Source organism: Desulfocurvus sp., assembly GCF_023230885.1.
Taxonomy (GTDB): Bacteria; Desulfobacterota; Desulfovibrionia; order Desulfovibrionales; family Desulfovibrionaceae; genus Desulfocurvus.
Window position 1 is genome coordinate 13,187 of the sequence record NZ_JALNWM010000008.1, and the last position, 16,235, is coordinate 29,421.

Consider the following 16,235-nt stretch of genomic DNA (forward strand, 5'->3'; position numbering starts at 1 on the left):
GGTCGCCTACCTGTAGTGCGCCCGGCGTTCGAGATACAGGAACTGGACCAGGGCCGTCAGGGCCAAAAGCCCGAGCAGGACCACGGTCAACGTGCTGGCGTAGGCCGTGTCCCAGTAGGCGAAGGCCGTTTCATAGATGTAGTAGAGCAAAAGCGACGAGGCGTTGTCCGGCCCGCCCTTGGTCATGATGAACAAGTGGTCCACCAGCTTGAAGCAGTTGATGGTCGCGTTGAGCAGCACGAAGATGGTCGTGGGCATGAGCAGGGGCCAGGTGATGCGCCGGAAGCAGTACCAGCGACCCGCGCCCTCGATGCGCGCGGCCTCGGTGAGGTCCGGCGGGACGCCCTGAAGCGCGGCGAGGTAGAAGATCATGAAGAACCCGGCCTCCTTCCACACGGCCATCACCGCCAGGCACCACAACACCGTGGAGGGGTCGCCCAGCCAGTTCACCCCGTGGATGCCGAACGGGGCGAGCATCTTTTCCAGGATGCCGACCTGCGGGGTGTAGAAGAACAGCCAGATGTTGGCCACCGCCACCATAGGCAGCACGGTGGGCGTGAAGAAGCTCGTGCGCGCCAGGGCGCGCCCGGGCAGGGTGCCGTTGACCCACACGGCCATGAGCAGCGCGAGGCCCACGCTGGCGGGGATGGTGCCCAGGGCGAACAGGAAGTTGTTGACCAGCACGCGCAGGAATATCTCGTCGTGCAGCAGGGCCTGGTAGTTCTCCAGGCCGATGAAGCGGGCCGGGATCCTGCCGCGCGGGGTGGTGAAGAAGCTGTTGTAGAGCGTGCGCACGATGGGATAGTGCGTGAACGCGATGAGCAGCACCGCCGAGGGCAGCAGCAGCAGCCAGCCGTAAAGCCATTGCGGGGTCCTGGATATCCGGGTCATGGCGCTCGAAGGGCGGGGCGGATGGCTCCGCCCCGCTCCGGTTTGTCCGTTTAGCGGTAGGCCTTGAGCACGCGCTCGGCGCCCTTCTGGGCTTCGGCCAGGGCCTGGGCGGGCTCCTTCTGGCCGGTGAGCACGGCCTGGAGGGCGTCGTCCAGGAACTTCTTCACCCGCGCGGTCTCGTGGGTGGAGAACTCGGCGGTGGCGAACTGGAACTGGTCGCGGGCCACGGCGGCCGGGGGGAACTCCTGCACATACTGGCGCAGGGTCTGGGTCTCGTAGGCGTCGGGGCGGGTGGCCACATAGCCGGTCTGCATGGACCACGCGGCGGTGCGCTCGGGGGCGGTCATCCACTTGATGAAGGTCAGGGCCGCCTGACGCTCCTCGGGGGTCGCCTGCTTGAACACATAGAAGTTGCCGCCGCCGGTGGGGCTGCCGCGGCGCTTGGCGGCGGGCAGCATGGCCACGCCGAATTCGAAGGAGGCGCCGTTGCGCACCGGGGTCAGGTTGCCGGTGGTGTGCCACATCATGGCCGTGGCGCCCTCCAGGAATTTCTGGCGCAGGGTGCCCCAGTCGATGGTGCCCTCGGCCATGACCTGGTGCTTGGCGCCCAGGTCGCGCCAGAATTGCAGGGCCTCCACGCAGGCCGGGGCGTCGAACATGGTCGCGTCGCCCTTGTCGTTCATCAGCTCCTGGCCGTTCTGCATGGCCAGGGCGCCGAACATCCAATAGGGGTAGCCGGTGGAGGGGATGCTCACGCCCCAGCGCTCCACCTTGCCCGATGCGTCACGCTTGGTCAGCTTCTTGCCCATCTCGACCATCTCGTCCCAGGTGGCCGGGGGGGTCTCGGGGTCCAGGCCCACCTCGCGGAAGGCGTCCTTGTTGTAGTACATGACGATGGTCGAGCGCTGGAAGGGGATGCCGTAGGTCTTGCCGTCGACCATGCCGTTTTGCATCAGCGCCGGGTAGAAGGACTGCATCCACTGGCGGTCGGCGTCGCTGGCGACCAGCTCGTCGAAGGGCACCACCACGTCCTCGTCCATGAGGTCGAACACGTCGATGGAGAACAGCACGGAGAGCTGCACGGGCTCGCCCGCCTTGAGGGCGGCCAGGGCCTTGACGCGCGTGTCGTCGTAGTTGCCCGCGTACACGGCCTTGACCTTGATGCCCGGGTTCTCGGCCTGGAACTGGCCGATCATGCCGTCGATGATGCCCGTGATGGGCCCGCCCACGGACACGGGGTAGTACATGGTCAGCTCGATGTCCTTGGCCCGGGACAGGCCGGGCAGGCACAGGGCCACGGCCAGGACCAGGACCCCGGCCAGGGCCGCCTTGCGGAATACGGATTTCATGGTAGCGCTCCTTGCGTCTTGCGATGTGCTCGCGGTGTGGAGAGACCCTTGGCGTATCCGGCGGTGCCGTCCGCCGGGCGCGTTTTTTCCTCTGCCGCTTGCGGGCTCAGGCCCCGCAAAGGATATCGTCGCGCCGCCTGCCGCTGGCGGCGTCGAAAAAGTGCAGCGCCTGCGGCGGCAGCACAAGCCGCACCCCGTCGCCCCCGGCCACCTCGCGCTTGCCCGGCAGGCGGACCAGCACCTCGCCCCCGGCCAGGGCGCAGCGCGCCAGCAGGTCGGCGCCCAGGAACTCCGTGTCCAGCACCCGCGCGGGCAGGCCGCCCGGGGCCAGGACGATGTCCTCGGGGCGCACGCCCAAAAGCACGCCCTTGCCCGGCACGCCGGGCAGCACCACCGCCCCGCCCGGCTCCAGGGCCGCGCCGCCCTCGGCCTCGTGCAGCGGCACGAGGTTCATGGGCGGGGTGCCGATGAAGCGCGCGGCGAACACCGTCTGCGGCCGGGAATACAGCTCCGCCGGGGTGGCGTGCTGCACCAGCCGCCCGCCGTCCAGCAGGGCCACCCGGTCGGCCATGGTCATGGCCTCCACCTGGTCGTGGGTCACATAGATCATGGTGATGCCCAGGGTGCGTTGCAGGGCGTGGATCTCGCGGCGCATGGAGTTGCGCAGCTTGGCGTCGAGGTTGGAGAGCGGCTCGTCCATGAGGCACACGGGCTTCTTGGAGACGATGGCCCGGCCCAGGGCCACGCGCTGCTGCTGGCCGCCCGACAGTTCCGAGGGCTTGCGGTCCAGAAGCTCGCCCAGGCCCAGCAGGCGCGAGGCGATCTCCAGGCGCTCGGCCACCTCCTGGGCGCCGCGCTTGCGCAGGCGCAGGCCGAAGACGATGTTCTCGCGCACCGACAGGTGCGGGAACAGGGCATAGGACTGGAAGACCATGGACAGGCGCCGGTCGGCGGGCGGCAGGGCCGTGATGTCCGCGCCGCCCATGAGCATGCTGCCCGAGGTCACGGATTCCAGCCCGGCGACCAGCCGCAGCAGGGTCGACTTGCCGCAGCCCGACGGCCCGAGGATGACCAGGAACTCGCCCGGGGCGATGTCCAGGGACACGTCGTTCACGGCGGTGAAGGCGCCGAAGATCTTGGTCACGGAGCGCAGGCTGATGCCCACGCCCCGGCATTCGGAGGCACTCGGTTCGCTCATGGGGTATGTTCCTCGATGGTTCCTTGCTCCAGCAGGGCGGCGGCGGTCTGCTCGTCGGTGGCCAGCACGGTCAGGTACCGGCCAAGGAGCACGGCGCGCAGGATGGCCGTCTTCTGCATGCCGCCCGAGGCGGCAATGGTGATGGGGATGGCCCGCAGGCGGTCCAGGGACGGGCCGGTGAAGCAGCGGTTCAGGGGGTGGTCCACCGGGTTGCCCGCCGCGTCCAGGAAATGGCCGAACAGCTCGCCCACGGCGCCCGCCTCCAGCAGGGAGTGCCACTGCTCGTGGCTCAGGGCGCCCAGGGCGACGTTGGTCGAACGCGCGGTGAGGTCGCCCACGCCCACCAGGGCCATGTCCACCTCGGCGGCACGCTCGTAGACGCGGGTGAACATGGGCTGGCCCACCAGGGTGGCGCGGGTGGCCGGGGAGTCGGCGTACATGGGCGCGGCGATGTAGTAGCAGTGCGCCGCGCCGAGCCTGCGCGCATAGCGCGAGGCGATGTCGTAGGGGTTGGTGGTGTTGCTGTGGGGCAGCCCGCCGAAAAGCGAGACCACGGTGATGTCGCCCTGGGGGCGGCGCGAGAGCGCGCCCACGCTGGCGCCCAGGGTCTTGCCCCAGCCAAGGCCCAGGGACTGGCCGTCGCGCAGGCGCTCGCCCACCCAGGCCGCGGCGGCCTCGCCCACGGCCTCGTAGAGCTGGCGCTCGCGGGCCGGGGTGGGCACCACCATGGCCCGGGCCAGGCCGAAAGACTCCTGCAACCGCCACTCCAGCTCCACGCACGAGGCCAGCCGGGAGTTGACCGAGATCTGCACGAGCCCCGTCTCGCGGGCCTCCTGGAGCAGGCGGTTGACCCGGGCCCGGGTCAGCCCGTAGCGCTCGGCGATGCCCGCCTGGGTCTGGCCCTCCTTGTAGTAGGCCCAGGCGATGCGCGCCTGCAGCTCGTCCAGCCTGTCCATCTCCCCGCCCATGGCCCCCCTCGCGTGACTTCTGTCACTTTTTTGCGGCAACTGTATAGGATTCTGAGCCCCGCGCAAGGGTTAACTTCATTCCACCCCCCGCTGGCACGGGAATGCCACATTACCGTAAACTCCGCGTAATCCTGCGCCGGACAAGGCCCGCCCCCCGGCGCGCCCGGGGCGGGGAGCCCCGCACTATTGTACTTTGCAAAAACATTTGTCTTTGGCTGGCGCAACGCAAGGCGGGCCGGGAGCCCGCGCCCCCGGCCCGCCGTCGCGGCCCTTTGCCCGTGCGGCCTACTTGCCGCGGATCTCGTGGTAGCCGTCGATGAGGTCGTCGACCACCGTGGCGTCGGCGAGGGTCGAGGTGTCGCCGAACTGGTCGAAGATGCCGGCCGCGATCTTGCGCAGCACGCGGCGCATGATCTTGCCCGAGCGGGTCTTGGGCAGGCCCTCGGCGAACTGGATGACCTCCGGCGAGGCGATGGGCCCAATCTCCTTGCGCACCCAGGAGCGCAGCTCCGCGGCCAGCTCCGGCGAACCCTCCAGCCCGGCGGACAGGGTCACATAGGCGTAGATGGACTCGCCCTTGATGTCGTGGGGCATGCCCACCACCGCCGCCTCGGCCACCTTGGGGTGCGCCACCAGCGCCGACTCGATCTCGGCGGTGCCCATGCGGTGGCCCGAAACGTTGATCACGTCGTCCAGCCGGCCCATGACCCAGAAGTAGCCGTCCTCGTCGCGCCGCGCGCCGTCGCCGGATTCGTACATGCCCGGGAAGCGCTCGAAGTAGGTCGAGCGGTAGCGCTCGGGGTTGCGGAAAACCCCGCGCAGCATGCCCGGCCAGGGCTTGCGCACCACCAGGTTGCCGCCGGTGCCCGGGGGCACCTCGCCGCCCTCGGCGTCGACCACCGCGGCGTCCACCCCCGGCAGGGGCAGGGTCGCCGAGCCGGGCTTCAGGGGCGTGGCGTAGGGCATGGCCGAGATGAGGATGCCGCCGGTCTCGGTCTGCCACCAGGTGTCCACGATGGGCAGGCGGCCCTTGCCGATGTGCTCATGGTACCACATCCAGGCCTCGGGGTTGATGGGCTCGCCCACCGACCCCAGCACGCGCAGGCTGGAGAGGTCGCGCCGGGTGGTCCAGTCCACGCCCTCGCGCATCAGCGCGCGGATGACCGTGGGCGCCGTATAGAAAATGTTGACCTTGAACTTCTCCACCACCTGCCAGAAGCGGTCCGGCGCGGGATAGCTGGGCACGCCCTCGAACATCAGCGAGGTGCCGCCCAGGGCCAGGGGGCCGTAGACGATATAGCTGTGCCCCGTGACCCAGCCGATGTCCGCCGTGCACCAGTACACGTCGTCGTCGTGCAGGTCGAAGACGTACTGCATGGTCGAGGCGACGTAGGTCAGGTAGCCGCCGGTGGTGTGCATCACGCCCTTGGGCTTGCCCGTGGAGCCCGAGGTGTAGAGGATGAACAGCGGGTCCTCGGCGCCCATGGCCTCGGGCGCCACGAAGCCCTGCACGTCGGGCGCGGCCATCTCCTCGTGCCACCACAGGTCGCGGCCCTCGGTCATGGCCACGTCGTTGCCCGCGCGGCGCACCACGACGCACTTCTCCACGCTGGGGCAGGCCGCCAGGGCCTCGTCCGCGTTGGGCTTGAGGGGGATGGTCCGCCCGGCGCGCAGCACGGCGTCCGCCGTGACCAGCACCTTGGCCTCGCAGTCCTGCACGCGGTTTTGCAGGCTCATGGCCGAGAACCCGGCGAACACGATGGAATGCATGGCCCCGATGCGCGCGCAGGCCAGCATGGCGACGGCCAGCTCGGGAATCATGGGCAGGTACAGCGACACGCAGTCGCCCCGGCGCACGCCCAGCTTCTTCAGCACGGCGGCGAAGCGGTTCACCTCGGTGTGCAGCATCTGGTAGGTGTAGACGCGCACCTCGCCGTCGGGCTCGCCCTGCCAGATGATGGCCGCCTTGTTGCGCCGCCCGTTCTCCAGGTGGCGGTCCAGGCAGTTGTGGGCCACGTTCAGGGTGCCGTCGGCGAACCAGGCGACCTCGGGCTTGTTCAGGTCGCAATCCATGATCCGCGTGGGCTCGCGGAACCAGGAGACCAGCTCCCGCGCCCGCCCGGCCCAGAAGCCCTCGGGGTCCTCCATGGACCGGCGGTACAGCTCGCGGTACTGCTCCATGCCCTGGACGTGGGCCCTGTCCCGGTGTTCCGCCGGGGGCTGGAAAAGCCGCGTTTCGTGCATCACGCTTTCGATTCTCTCTTCGCTCATCACCTGCTCCCTTGGTTGTCCTTGCGGCGGAGGCGGTCCTCCCGGCGCGGCCCCCCTGGCCGCGCGACGCGTGGCGCCGCCTTCCGGAGTACACCAGCTTTCCTAGGCCTTGCAAATTCCGGCGGGCACTATTTTTTGGTAAACGGCATGATTTCGTGGTATGAACGGATGCGTGAAAATTGGCACACGCCCGCCCTTGCCCGGCGCCCGTTTTTGGGTCAAAGGAACCCTGTGGGCCGCACTCCCGGCCCACGACGCAGACGGCCCCAGCGCCCCGGAGCAGACCCGCCCATGAACCTCGACAATTTCAACACCATGTTCCGGCCCAACTCGGTGGCCGTCATCGGCGCCACCGAGGAGCCCGGGCACCCCGGCGCCGTGCTCATGCGCAACATCCTGGCCAGCAAGTTCATCGGCCCGGTCATCCCCGTGCACGACACCCTGGACTCGTGCTTCGGCCTGCCCGTCTACCGCGAGATCGACACCCTGCCCCTGACCCCCGACGTGGCGCTGATCTGCTCCGAGCCGGAGACCGTGCCCGACTATGTGCTCCAGCTCGGCCGCCGCGGCACGGCCGGGGCCGTGGTCATCGGCAACGGCTTCGCCGACCTGCCCGCCGACGTGCGCGCCATGCTCGAAGGCGCGATCCTCTCCGCCGCCAAGCGCACGGACCTGCGCGTCCTCGGCCCGGAGAGCATCGGTTTCATCTCGCCCGCCACGGGCATCAACGCCAGCCTGGCCCACATCGGCGCCGAAAGCGGGCGCGTGGCCTTCGTCACCGAATCCGACTCGCTGTTCACCTCCATCCTGGACTGGGCGGGCAGCCGCAATATCGGCTTTTCCCACTTCATCTCCCTGGGCCGCAAGCTCGACTTCGGCTTCGGCGACCTGCTCGACTGGCTCAACGCCGACCCCAACACCCGCGCCGTCATGCTCTACGTCGAGGAAATCGCCAACGCGCGCAAGTTCATGTCCGCCGCGCGGGCCACGGCGCGCAACAAGCCGCTGCTGGTCATCAAGGGCGGGCGCAGCCCCGAGGCCGCCGACCTGCTCGGGCGCTACTCCCGCCGGCCCCAGGGTCTGGACGCCGTGTACGACGCGGCCTTCCGCCGCTCGGGCATGCTGCGCGTCGGCGACATCGACTCGCTCTTCGACGCCGTGGAAACCATCGTGCGCTCCCGGCCCCTCAAGGGCGAGCGCCTGGCCATACTCTCCAACGGCCGCAGCCCCGGCATCCTTGTGCAGGACATGCTCGCGGGGGGCGGGGGCACCCTGGCCCAGCTCGACGAACAGACGCGCACAAGCCTCATGGACCTGCTGGCCGGGGAGCCCGGCGGCCCGGCCAAGGCCTTCCTGGACGCCGAAAACCCCGTGAACATCACCGCCCACGCCAGCCCCGAGCGCTACGCCGAGGCCCTGAAGATCCTGCTCAAGGCCGAAGGCGTGGACGCCGTGCTCGTGCTCAACGTGCCCTCGCCCCTGGTGGACGGCCAGGAGGTGGCCCGGGCCGTGGCCGCCGCCGCCCGGCGCTCCAAGCGCACCGTGCTGGCCTCGTGGATCGGCGGGGAGCACTCCCAGAAGGGCCGCGAAATCCTCAACGAGGCGGGCATCTCCACCTACTGGACCCCCGACAAGGCCGTGCGCGCCTTCCTGAACCTGGTCCACTACGGGCGCAACCAGGACATGCTCGTGCAGACCCCGGCCTCCCTGCCCACGGAATTCATGCCCGACACCGCCACCGCGCGCATGGTCGTGGCCAACGCCCTGGAGTCGGGCCGCCGGACCCTGACCGTGCCCGAGGCCATGGACGTGCTGGACTGCTACGCCGTGCCCGTGGTCGAAACGCGCCTGTCGGGCAGCGCCGAGGCCGCCGTGGCCGCCGCCGCCGAGATGGGCTTCCCCGTTGCCCTCAAGGTTCTCTCGCCCGACTCCTTCTGCAAGACGCGCGCGGGCGGCGTGGCCCTGGACCTCGACTCCCCCGAGGCCGTGCGCGAGGCCACCGGCGCCGTGGCCGACCGCGTGGCCGAGGCGCACCCCGACTGCCGCGTGGCGGGCTACGTCGTGCAGCGCATGGGCCGCCGCCCCCGGGCCCGCGAAGTCTTCATCCGCGCCGCCACCGACCCCGTCTTCGGCCCCTACATCCACTTCGGCCAGGGCGGCGCCGACACCGAAATCCTGCGCGACGAGGCCCTGGCCCTGCCGCCCCTGAACATGGCCCTGGCCCGCGAGCTCATCTCGCGCACCGCCGTCTCGCGCCTGCTGGCCGGGCGCGACGACCACCCCGGGGCCGACCTCGACGCCCTGTGCCTGACCCTGGTCAAGGTTTCGCACATCATCATCGACCTGCCCGAGGTCCAGACCCTGGCCATCAACCCCCTGTTCGTGGACGAGGACGGCGTGCTGGCCCTGGACGCGGAGATCACCGTCGCCCCGGCTGCAGGCGAGCCCGGCGCGCGCCTGGCCATCCGCCCCTACCCGCGCGAACTCGAGGAAAGCGTGGAGCTGGCCGACGGCACCCGCGTGACCCTGCGGCCCATCCGCCCCGAAGACGAACCCGCGCACTGGGAATTCCTCTCCCGGCTGTCCATCGACGACATCCGCTACCGCTTCTTCGGCCTGGTGCGCGAGCTGCCGCGCTCGGAGATGATCCGCCTGACCCAGATCGACTACGACCGCGAAATGGCCTTCATCGCCACCGCCGAAGACCCCGGCGCCCCCGGTCGGACCGAGACCCTCGGCGTGGTGCGCGGCATGACCAAGCCCGACAACTCCGCCACCGAGTTCGCCATCGTCGTGCGCTCCGACCTCAAGCGCAAGGGCCTGGGGCGCATCCTCATGGACAAGCTCATCCGCTACGCCCGCACCCGGGGCACCCGCTTCATGATCGGCGAGGCCCTGCTCGAGAACAAGGGCATGGCCACCCTGGCCGAGCGCCTGGGCTTCGAGGTCAAAAAGAATTACGACGACGATGTCTACCAGTTCCGCCTGCCCCTGAACCCCGACTAGCACCGGGCCGGGGCGCCTCCCCCGCCCCGCGGGGCCGCCCTCCGGCCGCGGCGCGCGGAAAAAGCGGCCCCAGGGGCTTTGCAGGGCGGCCCATTCGCCTTATAGTGGACCGCAGCGATAGGAATTCAAGGGCGCCTGGCGTCCGCCAAGCGAGGAGGCTCCCATGTGGGACTATACCGACAAGGTCAAGGATCACTTCCTGAACCCGCGCAACGCGGGGGCGATGGACAACCCCGACGCGGTGGGCGAGGTGGGCAGCCTGGCCTGCGGCGACGCCCTGAAGCTCTTCCTGAGGATCAACGCCCAGGGCGTCATCGAGGACGCCACCTTCCAGACCTTCGGCTGCGCCAGCGCCATCGCCTCGTCCTCGGCGCTGACCGAGCTGCTCAAGGGCAGGACGGTGGAGGAGGCCGAACGCCTGACCAACAAGGATATCGCCGAGTACCTGGGCGGGCTGCCCAGGGAGAAGATGCACTGCTCGGTGATGGGCGAGGAGGCCCTGTCCGCCGCGCTGAAGAACTGGCGCGGCGAGGCCGCCCCGCAGGCCCACGCCGAGGGCGAACTGGTCTGCCGCTGCTTCGGCGTCACCGACGTGACCATCCGCCGGGCCATCGAGGAGAACGGGCTGCGCACGGTGGAGGAGATCACCAACTACACCAAGGCCGGGGGCGGCTGCGGCGACTGCGTGCCCCGGCTGGAGGAGATCCTGGCCGAAGTGCTGGGCCGGACCCCGGCGCCCGCCCCGGCCGCCCGGCCGCTGACCAACCTGCAACGGATGCAGAAGGTCATGCGGGTCATCGACGAGGTGGTGGCCCCGAGCCTGCGCAAGGACGGCGGAGACATCGAGCTGGTGGACATGGACGGCGCGGACGTGCTGGTTTCCCTGCGCGGGGCCTGCTCGAGCTGCCCCTCCAGCCAGCTGACGCTCACGGATTTCGTGCAGAAGACCCTGCGCGAGCAGGTGGACCCGGCCATCCGGGTCAGGAGGGCCTGAGGTGGACCAGCAAATCAAGCCGCTGTATTTCGACAACAACGCCACGACCCGCGTGGCCCCCGAAGTGCTCGAAGAAATGCTGCCCGTGCTCTCGGACCTCTACGGCAACCCGTCGAGCATGCACCGCTTCGGCGGGCAGGTGGGCAGGCTGCTGGCCCGGGCCCGCGAGCGCGTGGCCGCCGGGCTGGGCTGCTCGCCCGAGGAGATCGTGTTCACCTCCTGCGGCACGGAGTCGGACAACACGGCCCTGCACAGCGCCGTGGCGGCCAACCCGGGCAAGAAGCACCTGGTGACCACGCGGGTGGAGCACCCCGCCGTGCTCAACGTGGCCCAGCACCTGGAAAAGCGCGGCCACGACGTGACCTGGCTGGGCGTGGACGCCCAGGGACTGCTGGACCTGGACGAGCTGCGCCGCTCCCTGCGCGACGACACGGCCCTGGTCTCGGTGATGTTCGCCAACAACGAGACGGGGACCGTCTATCCCCTGGCGGACATCGCGGACATCTGCCGGGAGCGCGGGGTGCTGCTGCACACCGACGCCGTGCAGGCCGTGGGCAAGCTGCCCCTGGACCTGTCCGCCCTGGGGGTGGACTACCTGGCCCTGTCGGGGCACAAGCTGCACGCGCCCAAGGGCGTGGGGGCGCTCTATGTGCGCCGGGGCGCGCCGTTCCGGCCCTTCGTCCTGGGCGGGCACCAGGAGCGCGGGCGGCGCGCGGGCACGGAAAACGTGGCCTCCATCGTGGCCCTGGGCAGGGCGGTGGAACTGGCCGCGGCGAACATCGACGAGGAGAACACCCGCGTGCGCGCCCTGCGCGACCGGCTGGAGCGCGGCCTGCTGGAGTCCATCCCCGACGCGCGGCTCAACGGCCACCCCGACCGGCGCCTGCCCAACACCACCAACATCTCCTTCAAGTATGTGGAGGGCGAGGCCATCCTGCTGCTGATGGACGAGCTGGGCATCTGCGCCAGCTCGGGCTCGGCCTGCACCTCGGGCAGCCTGGAGCCGTCGCATGTGCTGCGCGCCCTGGGCGTGCCGTTCACCTTCGCCCACGGCTCCATCCGCTTCTCCCTGTCGCGCTACAACACCGGGGCCGAGGTGGACACGGTCCTGCGCGAGATGCCGGGCATCATCGCGCGGCTGCGGGCCATGTCGCCCTTCCGCGAGGGTGCCGACGCCCCTGACGGCGGGGCCTGCGCCTGCTCCTGCTCCGCCCCGGGCAAGGGGGGCCGCTGATGCGCATCGCACAGGACATGACCCGCCTGGTGGGCCGCACGCCCCTGGTGCGCCTGAACCGGGTGGCGGCCGGGCTGCCCGGCACGGTGGCGGCCAAGCTGGAATTCTTCAACCCCGGCTCGTCGGTGAAGGACCGCATCGCCCTGGGCATGATCCAGGCCGCCGAGGCCGCCGGGCGCCTGGGGCCCGGGGCGGTGGTGGTGGAGCCCACCAGCGGCAACACGGGCATCGGCCTGGCCCTGGTCTGCGCCGTGCGCGGCTACCGGCTCGTCCTGACCATGCCCGAGAGCATGAGCCTGGAGCGCCGGGCGCTCCTGGCGGGCTTCGGGGCCGAGCTGGTGCTGACCCCGGCGGCCCGGGGCATGACCGGGGCCATCGAACGGGCCCGGGAGCTTCTGGCCGCGACGCCCGGGGCATTCATGCCCTCGCAGTTCGACAACCCGGCCAACCCCGCCACCCACGAGGCCACCACCGCCGTGGAAATCTGGGACGACACCGACGGCACGGTGGACGTGCTGGTGGCCGGGGTGGGCACCGGGGGCACGCTGTCGGGCCTGGCCCGGGCCCTCAAGGCCAGAAAGCCCGGGCTGCGGGCCGTGGCCGTGGAGCCCGCCGATTCGGCGGTGCTTGCGGGCGGCGCCCCCGGGCCCCACGGCATCCAGGGCATCGGCGCCGGATTCGTGCCTGCCAACGCGGACACCGCGCTCTTCGACGAGATCATGCCCGTGGGCACCGACGACGCCCTGGCCATGGCCCGGCGGCTCATGCGCGAGGAGGGCATCGCCTGCGGCATCTCCGCCGGGGCGGCGGCCCTGGCCGCCGTACGGGTGGCCGCGCGGCCCGAAAGCGCCGGGCGGCTGGTGGTCTGCATCATCCCCGACACTGCCGAGCGCTACCTGTCCACGGCCCTGTTCCAGGCTCCGGCCGCGGGCTGACGCGCGCCGCCCCCAACCCTTTCGCCCCTCCGAACGCCATGAAGCAATTCGACCCACAGCTCGACCAGGTCATCGACGCCCTGTGCGACCCACGCTCCTACGAGATCGTCCACCACAGCCATGAGCGCCATGTGCCCATGCCCTCGGTGGCCGTGCTGGAGGAGGTCGTGGGCCGCCTGCGGGCGGTGCTCTTTCCCGGCTACTACGGCTACTCCGACGTGGACGCCTCGACCATGCGCTTCCACGTCGGCGCCAACCTGGACAAGATCCACCGCCTGCTGGCCGAGCAGATCATGCGCGGGCGCTGCTTCACCTGCGCCCTGGAGGCCGCCGACTGCGCCGACTGCGACGGGCAGTCGCGCGAGGTGGCCTCGCGGTTCATCGCCCGGCTGCCCGAGGTGCGCCGCCTGCTGTCCACCGACGTGATGGCCGCCTATGCGGGCGATCCGGCGGCCAAAAGCCCGGGGGAGACCATCTTCTGCTACCCCTCCATCCTGGCCGTGACCCACTACCGCATCGCCCACGAGCTGTACCACCTGGGGGTGGACCTCATCCCGCGCATCATCACCGAGATGGCCCACTCGCGCACGGGCATCGACATCCACCCCGGCGCGGAAATCGGCGAGGGCTTCTTCATCGACCACGGCACGGGCGTGGTCATCGGCGAGACCTGCGTCATCGGGCGCGGGGTGCGGCTGTACCAGGGCGTGACCCTGGGCGCCAAGAGCTTCCCCAAGGGCGAGGACGGCGCGCTCATCAAGGGCATCGCGCGCCACCCCATCGTGGAGGACGAGGTCATCATCTACTCCGGGGCGACCATCCTGGGCCGGGTGACCATCGGCAAGGGCTCGGTCATCGGCGGCAACGTGTGGCTGCTGAACGACGTGCCCCCCGGCACCCGGGTCATCCAGCGCCCGGCAGGCGGCGACGGCGAGGCCGCCTTGCTGCTGCAGGGCATCGGCTGATGCTGCGCTCCTGAAACAGGGCCCGCACCGCCCCGGGGCGCCGCGCCGCGGCCCTCGGCGCGCAAGATCCGACCGGGGCCGGACGCACCGGGGCCCGCGGAGCAAGGCATTCCACCTTGCGCCGCGGGCCCCGTCCGTTTTCACGGGTGCCCCGGGGCGCCGGAGGCCCTCAGCGCGCCGAGGGCCGGAACAGGCGCAGGCGCAGGGCGTTGCTGACCACCGTCACCGACGACAGGGCCATGGCCGTGCCCGCGAGCATGGGGTTCAGGGTCGGGCCGCCGAAAAGGTGCAGCGCCCCGGCGGCCACGGGGATGCCCAGGGTGTTGAAGGCGAAGGCCCAGAACAGGTTCTGGCGGATGTTGCCCATGGTGGCCCGGGCCAGCTCCAGGGCCGTGAGCACCCCGTTCAGGTCGGCGTGCATGAGCACCACGTCGCCGGACTCCACGGCCACGTCGATGCCCGAGCCCATGGCCACGCCCAGGTCGGCCCGGGCCAGGGCCGGGGCGTCGTTGATGCCGTCGCCGACCATGGCCACGGGCAGGCCCCGGGCCTGGATCTCGCGCACGCGGGCCTCCTTGTCCTCGGGGCGGACCTGGGCCAGCACCTCGTCGATGCCCGCCTGGGCGGCCACGGCCTGGGCGGTGACGGCGTTGTCGCCCGTGAGCATGACCACCCGCAGCCCCAGGGCCTTGAGGCGGGCCACCACGGCGGGCGCCTCGGGCCGCAGGGTGTCGGCCACGGCCAGCAGGGCCGCCAGCCGGCCGTCCAGGGCCAGGAACAGGACCGTCTTGCCCTGGGCGGAGAGCTCCGCGGCGGCGCGCTCGGCGGCGGGCTCGTCGCGCCCGGCCACCCCGTGCTCGTCCATGAGGGCGGCGTTGCCCAGCAGCAGGGCGTGCCCGCCCACTGCGGCCGCCACCCCGCGCCCGGTCAGGGCCCGGAACGCCTCGGGCTCGGGCAGCTCCAGCCCGCGCTCCTGCGCGGCGCGGACCACGGCCAGGGCCAGGGGGTGCTCGGAGGTCCGCTCCACCGCGGCGGCCAGGGCCAGCAGACGCCCCTCGTCCTGCCCGGCGCCGGGCATGGGCGCCAGGTCCGTGAGCACGGGCTGGCCGTGGGTCAGGGTCCCGGTCTTGTCGAAGACCACGGCGCGCACGGATTCGGCGGTCTGCAACGCGGCGCCGCTCTTGACCAGCACCCCGAGCTGCGCGCCGCGCCCGGTGCCGACCATGATGGACATGGGCGTGGCCAGGCCCATGGCGCAGGGGCAGGCGATGACCAGCACGGCGACGAAGATGCGCAGGGCCAGGGCCGTGTCGCCCGTTCCGGCCAGCCAGGCCAGCCCGGCGGCCACGGCCACGGCGATGACGGCGGGCACGAAGTGGAAGCTGATGCGGTCGGCCAGCCCGGAGATGGGCGCCTTGGACCCCTGGGCCTGCTGGACCAGCCGGATGATGCGCGCCAGCACCGTGTCCTGGCCCACGCGGGCCGCGCGCACGGTGAGGGCGCCGGTGGTGTTCATGGTCCCGCCGGTGACGGTGTCGCCGGGGTTCTTGGTCACGGGCAGGGACTCGCCGGTGAGCATGGACTCGTCCACCGCGCTGCCGCCCGTGACCACCTCGCCGTCCACGGGCACACGCTCACCGGGGCGAACCAGCACCACGTCACCGGGCTCCACCTCGTCCAGGGCCACGGTGGTGTGCCCGCCGTCCGCGCCGACCAGGGTCGCCGTGTCCGGCGCCAGGCGCATCAGCGCACGGATGGCGTCGGAGGTGCGCAGGCGCGAGCGGGCCTCGAAATACTTGCCCAGGGAAATCATGGCGATGAGCACCGCCGCGGACTCGTAGTAGAGGTCCATGGCGTGAGCCTGCGGGTCCACCCCCAGGGCCACCAGCACGGTGGCCCACAGGCTGTGGACCAGGGCCGCGCCGGTGCCCACGGCCACCAGGGAGTCCATATCCGGCTGACGGCGCCAGAGGTTCGGCAGCCCGCGCAGGTAGAAATGGCGCCCCGACCAGACCACGGGCAGGGTCAGGGCCAGCTGGGCCAGGGCAAAGGCCAGGGGGCTGTGCATGGGGTCCAGCCACGCGGGCAGGGGCAGCCCGGCCATGTGGCCCATGGAGAGCACAAGCAGCGGCGCGGCGAAGGCGAAGGCCGGGATCAGGCGCCGCCGGGCGGCCTCCAGCCGGGCCAGGGCCTCGCGGCGGCGTTCCTCGAACAGGTCCGGCCCCGACGACGCGGGGCGCGACTCGAAGCCCAGCTCGCGGATCCTGGCGCGGATGTCGCGCCGCGAAACGCGGGCGGGGTCGAAACGGAAGCTGCCCGTCTCGCCCGCAAGGCTGACCTCGGCGCCGAGCACGCCGTCCATGGCGCCGACCACGCGCTCGATGCGCGCCGAGCACGCCGCGCAGTGCATCCCGCTTATGGCCA

General features: G+C 71.1%; 11 protein-coding genes. 5 read left to right on the top strand and 6 right to left on the bottom strand.

Features of this window, described 5'->3' with window-relative positions:
• Window positions 1-6: 6 nt before the first annotated feature.
• The 5 genes from M0P34_RS01235 to acs all read right to left on the bottom strand — a co-directional run bounded on the left by M0P34_RS01235 (window position 7) and on the right by acs (window position 6,677).
• Complete coding sequence (locus M0P34_RS01235; protein ID WP_291495499.1) at window positions 7-891, bottom strand: sugar ABC transporter permease; 885 nt, start codon at window positions 889-891, stop codon at window positions 7-9.
• 50 nt (window positions 892-941) lie between these two features.
• Window positions 942-2,240: an ABC transporter substrate-binding protein gene (locus tag M0P34_RS01240; RefSeq protein WP_291495501.1), complete on the bottom strand. Its 1,299-nt coding sequence runs from the start codon at window positions 2,238-2,240 to the stop codon at window positions 942-944.
• 106 nt (window positions 2,241-2,346) lie between these two features.
• Complete coding sequence (locus tag M0P34_RS01245; protein WP_291495503.1) at window positions 2,347-3,438, bottom strand: ABC transporter ATP-binding protein; 1,092 nt, start codon at window positions 3,436-3,438, stop codon at window positions 2,347-2,349.
• The gene (locus M0P34_RS01250) at window positions 3,435-4,406 is read right to left on the bottom strand and encodes a sugar-binding transcriptional regulator (protein WP_291495505.1); all 972 of its coding nucleotides are present in this window, start codon (window positions 4,404-4,406) and stop codon (window positions 3,435-3,437) included. Before M0P34_RS01250 ends, M0P34_RS01245 begins: the two co-directional genes overlap by 4 nt.
• A gap of 285 nt (window positions 4,407-4,691) precedes the next feature.
• The gene (gene acs, locus M0P34_RS01255) at window positions 4,692-6,677 is read right to left on the bottom strand and encodes an acetate--CoA ligase (RefSeq protein ID WP_291495507.1); all 1,986 of its coding nucleotides are present in this window, start codon (window positions 6,675-6,677) and stop codon (window positions 4,692-4,694) included.
• A gap of 291 nt (window positions 6,678-6,968) precedes the next feature.
• On the opposite strand from acs, the gene M0P34_RS01260 reads away from it, so the two are divergent.
• From M0P34_RS01260 to epsC, 5 genes are all read left to right on the top strand, one after another.
• A complete protein-coding gene (locus M0P34_RS01260; protein WP_291495509.1) occupies window positions 6,969-9,683 on the top strand; it encodes a bifunctional acetate--CoA ligase family protein/GNAT family N-acetyltransferase in 2,715 nt (904 codons plus the stop codon).
• A 163-nt stretch (window positions 9,684-9,846) separates the two neighbouring features.
• Window positions 9,847-10,677, top strand: coding sequence for a Fe-S cluster assembly protein NifU (gene nifU, locus M0P34_RS01265; protein ID WP_291495511.1), 831 nt, complete (start codon window positions 9,847-9,849; stop codon window positions 10,675-10,677).
• A 13-nt stretch (window positions 10,678-10,690) separates the two neighbouring features.
• Window positions 10,691-11,911, top strand: a complete 1,221-nt coding sequence (nifS, locus tag M0P34_RS01270) for a cysteine desulfurase NifS (RefSeq protein WP_291495521.1) — start codon at window positions 10,691-10,693, stop codon at window positions 11,909-11,911.
• Window positions 11,911-12,846 carry a cysteine synthase A gene (gene cysK, locus M0P34_RS01275; protein WP_291495513.1) on the top strand — a complete coding sequence of 312 codons (936 nt, stop codon included), beginning with the start codon at window positions 11,911-11,913 and terminating at the stop codon, window positions 12,844-12,846. The genes nifS and cysK overlap by 1 nt, the downstream gene beginning before the upstream one ends.
• Before the next feature lie 38 nt (window positions 12,847-12,884).
• Window positions 12,885-13,811 (top strand): serine O-acetyltransferase EpsC, encoded by a 927-nt coding sequence (epsC, locus tag M0P34_RS01280; RefSeq protein WP_291495515.1) that lies wholly within the window; start codon window positions 12,885-12,887, stop codon window positions 13,809-13,811.
• A 169-nt stretch (window positions 13,812-13,980) separates the two neighbouring features.
• On the opposite strand, the gene M0P34_RS01285 is transcribed toward epsC, so the two are convergent.
• Window positions 13,981-16,235: heavy metal translocating P-type ATPase (locus M0P34_RS01285; protein WP_291495517.1), on the bottom strand; the 2,255-nt coding region annotated here is incomplete at its 5' end.